A 7,743-nucleotide genomic window follows, 5' to 3' on the forward strand; every position below is an offset into this window, starting at 1 on the left:
ATATTATGAATAAAAACTTAAACTTGATAAAATAAATATACTATACTATAATTTATATAGGATATATGGTTATTGTTTATTTAATAAAACTCTATACTAAATAATGATTTTAAATATATCTTATTTAAAATGATAATGTATACATCAATAGAAAATTAAAAATTGAAAGAAGTAAATTTTAAATTAGTTATAACTATTTTAAAATAATAAAATAAAGAGGTGTATTATGGATAAGAATATAACTATACAAGGTATGTCTTGTGCCAGTTGTGCCAAAAGACTGGAATATGAAATATCTAAACTAAAAGGAATTGAAAAAGTTAGTGTAAATTTTGCTAATGAAACATTATATATACGCTATAATGAAAAGTTAAACTTAGAAGATATGTATATAACTATAAAAAAATTAGGCTTTAAATATTTAGTAAAAAATGACGTTAAAGAAATAATTATAGGAATAGGTGGGATGTCGTGTGTTGGGTGTGCTAAAGGCATAGAAAAAGAGATTGTAAAAATCGAGGGTGTAGAGAAAATAGAAGTTAATTTTTCTACAGAAAAAGCAAAAGTTTTATATAATAGCAATACAAAATTATCTACTATAAAAAGTAAAATAGAAGATATGGGATTTAAAATACTAGAAGAAAACATTGAAAAAAAAGAAAATTTTAAAGAAAAAGAAATAAAAATGATGCTTAAAAAGGTTATATTATCTGCTATTTTTGGTATTCCTTTATTATTTATATCTATGTTACCTATGATAAATGGCTTTAATAGATTAGTTCCTAATTTTATAAATATGAACAATAATCCTTTAAACTATGCCATAATACAGCTTATCTTGACTATACCAGTAATGGTAATAGGTTATAAATTTTATATAATAGGGTTTAAGTTATTTTTTAAAGGTAGGCCTAATATGGATTCTCTTATAGCTATAAGTACAACTGCTGCTTTTTTATACAGTTTATATAATACTATAAATATAATAAATGGTAACACTAATTCTGTACATTATCTTTATTACGAAACAGTTGCTATGATTATAGTTTTAATATTACTTGGTAAGTATTTAGAAGCTATATCAAAAGGTAAAACATCTGAAGCTATTAAAAAATTAATTGCTTTTTCTCCTAAATATGCAACTATATTAAATAATAATAAAGAAGAAAAAGTTCCAATAGATGAAGTCTTAATAGATGATATTGTTATTCTTAAACCTGGAGAGAAAGTAGCTGTTGATGGTATTGTTATAGAAGGAGAAACTTATATAGATGAATCTATTTTAACAGGGGAAAGTATACCAGCTAAAAAGATTAAAGATAGTCAAGTTTTTGCAGGGACTATAAATAAAAATGGGTATATAAAATTTAGAGCTACAAAAACATCTAAAGATACAGTACTTGCTAATATTATAAAAATTGTAGAAGATGCTCAAGTTAATAAAGCTCCTATAGCAAAAATAGCCGATATTGTATCAGGATATTTTGTGCCTGTTGTTTGTATAATTGCTTTTGTTGTAAGTATTTTATGGTTTGTTGTAAATAAAGATTTAAAATTTTCAGTAAAAATATTTGTATCTGTTTTAGTTATAGCTTGTCCTTGTGCATTAGGCCTTGCTACACCTACGGCTATAATGGTAGGTACTGGAAAAGGTGCAGAAAATGGAATACTTATAAAAAGTGGCGAGGCATTAGAAATGGCTTATAAACTAGATACTATAATATTAGATAAAACAGGAACTATAACAGAGGGGAAACCTGTTGTTACAGATATTATTACCTATAATATAGAAAAAAATGAATTATTAAAGCTAGTAGCATCGGCTGAAAATATGTCTGAGCATCCTTTAGGAGATGCAATATTAAAAGAAGCTTTAAAAGAAAATATAAATTTATATGAAAATATAGAAAAATTTGAATCTAAAACAGGGCTTGGTATAAAAGCTAAAATAGATAATAAAAATATCGTTATAGGAAATAAAAAATTGTTAGATAGCTTAAACATAAATTTATTTGATGCAGAAAATAAATTTATATATTTAGCTAATCAAGGCAAAACACCTATGTATGTTTCTATTAATAATGAAATTAAAGGTATAATAGCAGTTGCAGACCCTATAAAAGAAACTAGTAAAGATGCAATAGAAAAATTATATAATATAGGTCTTAATATTTTTATGATAACAGGAGATAATAAAAAAACTGCAGAAGCAATAGCTAAACAAGTAAATATTAAAAATATTTTTGCTGAAGCTTTACCAATAGATAAATCTAATTATGTAAAAGAGCTTATAAATAAAGGTAAAAAGGTAGCTATGGTAGGTGATGGGATTAATGATGCTCCTGCATTAGCTAATGCAGATTTAGGTATAGCAATTGGTTCTGGTACAGACATAGCTATAGAATCTGCCGATATTATTCTTATAAAAGATGATTTAAATGGCGTATATAATGCAATAAAATTAAGTAAAATAACTATAACTAATATAAAACAAAATTTATTTTGGGCATTTCTATATAATATAATAGGTATACCAATTGCTTGTGGTATACTATATATTTTCGGAGGGCCTTTATTAAATCCTATGGTAGCTGCTATGGCTATGAGTTTAAGCTCTATATCAGTTCTTTTAAATACACTAAGAATTAGAAAATTTAAATAGTAAATGAATAAAAATACTTTTTAAGCATATAATTTTTTGAGGTGATTTTTATGTTTAAAAGTATTTTTATTTTTTTTGTTTACATATTATCTATAGTGATGATTATACCAAGTTTTACTGTTTATTTTTTTAAAGGAAATAGTAAAATTTTAGATGCTAAAGAAGACGACAATAATATAAATTTAGATTTAGTAGATAACTTAGAAGTAATAAAAAATGAAGAAAAACAAGATAATGAAGAAACATTAAAAAGTATAGAAAATACCAATATTCCATTTGAAGACTACATAGTTGGTGTTGTAGCAGCAGAAATGCCTATTAGTTTTGAAGATGAAGCACTAAAAGCTCAAGCTATCGCTGCTAGAACTTACGCATATAAAAGAATAGATGATATAAATAAACCTATTGACCATAAATCTATTGGACAAGCTTATAACAGTATAGATGAAATGAAAAATAAATGGGGAAATAATTTTGATAAATATTATAATAAAGTTAAAAATGCAGTATATGAGACTAAAGGAATAGTTATGACATATAATAATGAGCCAATAGAGGCTGTTTTTCATTCTACTAGCGCAGGAATTACCGAAGTTTCGGAAAATATATGGGGCAGAAATTTACCATACATAAAAAGTGTTGATAGTAAGGTAGATGAAAATGCCCCTAATTTTACATATACAACAAAAGTATCAAAAGATAAAATAGCTAGTGAAATTTCAAAAAAGTTTCCTAAAATAGATAAAAATAAAATAATAGATAGCTTTAATATAACAAAACGCTCAAGTGCAGATTATGTGCTAGAAGTTGATATTTTAGGAAACAAGCTAACAGGAAGAGATATAAGGACAATGTTTGGCTTAAGGTCAACTAATTTTATAATTAAAAAAAATAAAGATGGTATAGAATTTACAACAAAAGGATACGGGCACGGAGCAGGTATGAGCCAATATGGAGCAAATTTTATGGCGAAAGATGGGAAGAGTTATATTGATATATTAAATCATTATTATGTGGGGGTTAGCTTGGATAAGGTTTATTAGATTATGAATAAAATAAATATTTTATTTATTAAAAATTAAAATATTGTGTTAAAATATAGGTAGATAAAAAGTTGTAAAAGAAGTAATTGGGTATAAATAAAAAATGAAGAAAAATGGAAAAAATTAGATATAATCAATGATTTTATTATATCTAATTAAGTTGGAACAAATAGTTACAGTAATGCACAAGTATTATCACTTCATTAAAATACAAAAAAATGTAATAAATAAAAAAGGAAGATTTTATGAATAATAAAAATTATAATATATTAGAAATAGATTTAATTAAATTAATGGAAGGATGTTTTTTATTTAGTATAGCACACGCTATTATGGTTGCAAAATATCCTATGTTATCTTTTGAACATTCTTGGGATAATTTATTATAATATTCAAGATATTAGTGGTAAAAGAGGAACTATTACTTTTTATAATAATTATTGTGTTTTGGCATTTAGAAATTAACAAAGTTATCGTATGAAAGATGTTATAAATAATTGTTAATATTTGGAGAAATATTTCTATAATTGTGAAGTTGAAATATTTGAATTAGCTAAAAAAGAAACTTTACAATATTTATTAGATGATACGAATTATGGGATATCCCCTTGTATTACAAGTGCATTTTGGGGTAAATTTGATGATAATAAAGTATATTCTAATGATGTGATATATGATATGTTTTTTAATTGAGGAGATTTAATTAAAGATTATTTACTTAACTATAACGATATTATAAGTAAATTAAAAAGTAAATATAATATGAATAATAATCAAATAATACTATTAGAAAAAATATTTAAAAATAAAGTTAAAGAAAAAAATAAAGCTATTTTTCTTTCTAAAAGTGATATTAAGTTGATAGATATTCCTAACTATGAGGGGTTTAAATAATCAAAAGTTTCATTTTCTGAAATAGGTGTATATTTTATTAAATAAAATCCTATTAATATGGTAATAAAGGAAATGTTATAATTACTTGAAAATTAAATAAATACTATTACAAAATATTAATATGATAAAAATGCAAACATAAAAAAATAAAAACACCTAACGGATATTAAATAATAAGATAATATGAGAGCATAGATAGTTTAATAAGTGAAAGATAATTTGAAAAAGTTGAAGTATACAACAAAACTACATTTAGTTATGATAAAGCAATTAATCTTACTGAAATAACAGATAATTAAGGTAGAAAAACAACTATTTAGTGTAACTTATTAAATAGGGAAATATGTTTAATAGAAAAAGACGTATATTTGTAAAATGCTATATCAAATGGTATGCAATAAAAATATCCTTATTATGTAATGGGAAGAATAGCGACTAAAAGTGCTAGTGGAAGAACATTAACAGCTTATCAATATGACAAAAATGGAAACAAAACAAAAGAAATAGATGTTACAGTAAAGGTAGTAGAGTTTACTTACAATGAGATTGATTTGTTGTAAAATGTGGTTTATAATGGAGATAGTATATAAAAATATGACTATTATAGTAACGGTTTAGTTAAATATTTAAAGAATTGTAGTTTAGAGCAAAGTTATGATTATAATGAAGACTTAAACTTAACAGGATTTAAAATACAACATAATAGAAAAAGAATAGCAGATAACTCTTATTCTTATCACAGTAGTGGAAATATAATAAGAAAATTTGAAGCAAGTTGAGTTACAATAAAAAATGTATAAATTTATAAAAGAATGTAGGAAAGAATACTTAGTAAATGAAGAATATATAAAAAATTTAGTATTAAAATTTTAACAGCTTAAGAGTATCAAGATTTTTTTGGTAGATATATAATAAAACGGATTCTTTAGAAATAGCTTAGGATGATTTTGCAGAAATTTATGAAGAATAAAAAATAAAAATAGAAAAGGATAAAAAATAATGTAGTTTGAAGAATTATTAGGTTTAGCAAATAAAATGAAAGAAATTTTAATAAAGGTTCTAATTCAAATGGCAATAGCTGAAGAAAGGCGAAAGAAAATATATATAATGATAATATCAGTTGTTATAGGACTATTATTTTTAATAGCTTTTTTTGTATATAATAACAAGACCATTAAGTGTATTTAAAGAATTTATTTTTGATATGAAATATTAGCAATAGAACAATTTGAAAAAGATTACGGAGGATAAGTATTAAGAGAACTAAGTAAAATATAAATAGAACAGATATTAAAAACTTAAATTAAAATAAAAAATAATGCAATAAAAGGAGATAAAAGATATGAGAGATAAAATAAAAGATGAAGAATACTTTGAAAAAAATATAGTTTTCATTTAAATAGTTATAAAAAAGAACTTGAAGAATTAGAAAAAGAGCTTGAAGAATTAAAAGATAAGTACCCTTATGATGTAATAGAAGATGCATTGTCTGGGTATTATTATGCAATATTTTTATCAGGATTTAAATTGTTTTATTCAGGGTATTCTCTAGGAATAGATATAAAAGAGCTAAAGCTAATAGGGCAAAGTTTATTATATGGTTTATATAAAAATTGTAAGTGGGAGAGATTTTCCTTTTAAAATAAAAGATTAGGATTGATATTTATAATAATATTAAATATAAAAACAGAATATGTGGAAAAATTTATAAAATTAATAGGAAAAGAAGGATTAAAAGATAGATATATAGACACCTTAATAAATTACATAGATGAAAAAGAAGATGCAACAAAACTATTAAAAAATATGTAGGGAAACAATGGTTAAATATGCAAGATGACCAATGTATATTAGATAAAAATGCCCATTTAAGAGATTACTATGTAGGATATTGGTGCATAGAGGCAGCAGCTCTTGTAAAAATGTATAATTTAGATGATGAAATATTAAAAGAATGTGATTATTATCCGTATGAATTAGCACATTTTGAGGGGTAGTAAGAAATAAAAGAAATGTGGGTAAAAGTATAGTAAAATAAAGAGTAATAATAGATACAAAAAACTATTATACAAAAATTAAAAAAGATTTTTATAGAGGGATTAAACAAATAAGGAAAAGGAAAATATGGTAACACAAAATTTAATGATTTATTAAACAAAGGGTTGGAATTTGGTAAAAAAGGAAGTAAATTATTAGATGCTACAGATAAATATTTAGATAAATCAATAAAGCAGATATGGAAAGGAAGTTATGCAGGAGATGAAACAACATTATTAGGAATAGTTGGATAAATAGTTGTTGGTTGTATACCTGGATTAGGACAAGCAGCAGATATAAGAAAAATAGTACATGATATACAAAATTGGGAATGGAAATGGGGTAATGCAGGGGATTTACTATTAGATTATATAGGATTTATCCCTTTAATAGGAGATGGAATAAAGGCAGTAAAAAAAATACCATTTAAAGAAATAGGAGATAGTATAGTAAAAGGTATAAAAAAAATACCAGATGTTTTTGAAAATGCAAAAAATGGTTTTAAAAATTTTGTAGGGAAATTTACTAAAAAAGGTGTACAAGAAACAGCTAAAAATTTAGTATCAACAAATACGTTAAAAGAAACGGCAAATTCTGTTAATAAATGTTTTGAAGATGTATTGAATTTTGGAAAACAAAAGCTTAGTTTTGCAGTTAATGGTAATATAGATAATAATATACATTTTTCAAATTCTAACAATAGTGGTGTTGAAATAAATTTTCATATAAAAAATTATACATATAAAAATGGTAGGTATGAGAAAGCAGATTATCATGGTAAAATTGATAATAATAGAAAAAGTAAAGCTCCTATTGATGGTCAAGATGCTTTAGATAATTCTATAGAGATAAGTAATAATACTAAAAGAAGAATAGCAATTAGTAATAATGAAATAGTTATATTAGATGAAACTATAAATGGTATATATCATGGTCATGTAAGAAAGTGGGAAGATTTAGACCCTAAAATGAGAGCAGTTTTGATAAGAGCAGGATTGTTAAATAAGAAAGGGAAAATAAAATAATGCTTAGAAATATTATAGAAATTAATCAAAATATATATTTAGAAATAATAATATTAATTAAAAAAAATAATAAAAAAAAAAA

The 7,743-nt window shown here is 23.7% G+C and carries 10 protein-coding genes; all 10 read left to right on the forward strand.

Features of this window, described 5'->3' with window-relative positions; genetic code table 11:
* The first annotated feature begins 226 nt into the window (after positions 1-226).
* The 10 genes from R5Z65_RS04205 (at position 227) to R5Z65_RS04250 (ending at position 7,661) form a co-directional block, all read left to right on the forward strand.
* Positions 227-2,662, forward strand: a complete 2,436-nt coding sequence (locus tag R5Z65_RS04205) for a heavy metal translocating P-type ATPase (RefSeq protein ID WP_317367259.1) — start codon at positions 227-229, stop codon at positions 2,660-2,662.
* A gap of 50 nt (positions 2,663-2,712) precedes the next feature.
* Entirely contained in the window at positions 2,713-3,705 is a 993-nt protein-coding gene (spoIID, locus tag R5Z65_RS04210; RefSeq protein WP_317367260.1) for a stage II sporulation protein D, read from the forward strand.
* A 245-nt stretch (positions 3,706-3,950) separates the two neighbouring features.
* Positions 3,951-4,094, forward strand: a complete 144-nt coding sequence (locus R5Z65_RS04215) for a hypothetical protein (protein ID WP_317367261.1) — start codon at positions 3,951-3,953, stop codon at positions 4,092-4,094.
* A 118-nt stretch (positions 4,095-4,212) separates the two neighbouring features.
* Positions 4,213-4,398, forward strand: coding sequence for a hypothetical protein (locus R5Z65_RS04220; RefSeq protein WP_317367263.1), 186 nt, complete (start codon positions 4,213-4,215; stop codon positions 4,396-4,398).
* A 69-nt stretch (positions 4,399-4,467) separates the two neighbouring features.
* On the forward strand, positions 4,468-4,599 hold the full coding sequence (locus R5Z65_RS04225) for a hypothetical protein (RefSeq protein WP_317367265.1): 132 nt from the start codon (positions 4,468-4,470) through the stop codon (positions 4,597-4,599).
* A 419-nt stretch (positions 4,600-5,018) separates the two neighbouring features.
* Positions 5,019-5,159, forward strand: a complete 141-nt coding sequence (locus tag R5Z65_RS04230; RefSeq protein ID WP_317367266.1) for a hypothetical protein — start codon at positions 5,019-5,021, stop codon at positions 5,157-5,159.
* A 1,096-nt stretch (positions 5,160-6,255) separates the two neighbouring features.
* Complete coding sequence (locus tag R5Z65_RS04235) at positions 6,256-6,411, forward strand: hypothetical protein (RefSeq protein WP_317367267.1); 156 nt, start codon at positions 6,256-6,258, stop codon at positions 6,409-6,411.
* Positions 6,412-6,428: 17 nt separating this feature from the next.
* Positions 6,429-6,596 carry a PoNe immunity protein domain-containing protein gene (locus R5Z65_RS04240; RefSeq protein WP_317367268.1) on the forward strand — a complete coding sequence of 56 codons (168 nt, stop codon included), beginning with the start codon at positions 6,429-6,431 and terminating at the stop codon, positions 6,594-6,596.
* A 165-nt stretch (positions 6,597-6,761) separates the two neighbouring features.
* The gene (locus R5Z65_RS04245) at positions 6,762-6,890 is read left to right on the forward strand and encodes a hypothetical protein (protein ID WP_317367269.1); all 129 of its coding nucleotides are present in this window, start codon (positions 6,762-6,764) and stop codon (positions 6,888-6,890) included.
* Between the two features lie 366 nt (positions 6,891-7,256).
* Complete coding sequence (locus tag R5Z65_RS04250) at positions 7,257-7,661, forward strand: hypothetical protein (RefSeq protein ID WP_317367270.1); 405 nt, start codon at positions 7,257-7,259, stop codon at positions 7,659-7,661.
* Positions 7,662-7,743 lie beyond the last annotated feature (82 nt).

It is taken from the genome of uncultured Tyzzerella sp., assembly GCF_963558545.1.
Lineage (GTDB): Bacteria > Bacillota > Clostridia > Lachnospirales > CAG-274 > Tyzzerella.

Coding starts and splice junctions, on each gene's coding strand:
- R5Z65_RS04240 (WP_317367268.1), top strand. CDS start 6,429: ATGCAAGATGACCAATGTATATTAGATAAAAATGCCCATTTAAGAGAT.
- R5Z65_RS04205 (WP_317367259.1), top strand. CDS start 227: ATGGATAAGAATATAACTATACAAGGTATGTCTTGTGCCAGTTGTGCC.
- R5Z65_RS04215 (WP_317367261.1), top strand. CDS start 3,951: ATGAATAATAAAAATTATAATATATTAGAAATAGATTTAATTAAATTA.
- spoIID (WP_317367260.1), top strand. CDS start 2,713: ATGTTTAAAAGTATTTTTATTTTTTTTGTTTACATATTATCTATAGTG.
- R5Z65_RS04230 (WP_317367266.1), top strand. CDS start 5,019: ATGGGAAGAATAGCGACTAAAAGTGCTAGTGGAAGAACATTAACAGCT.
- R5Z65_RS04225 (WP_317367265.1), top strand. CDS start 4,468: ATGAATAATAATCAAATAATACTATTAGAAAAAATATTTAAAAATAAA.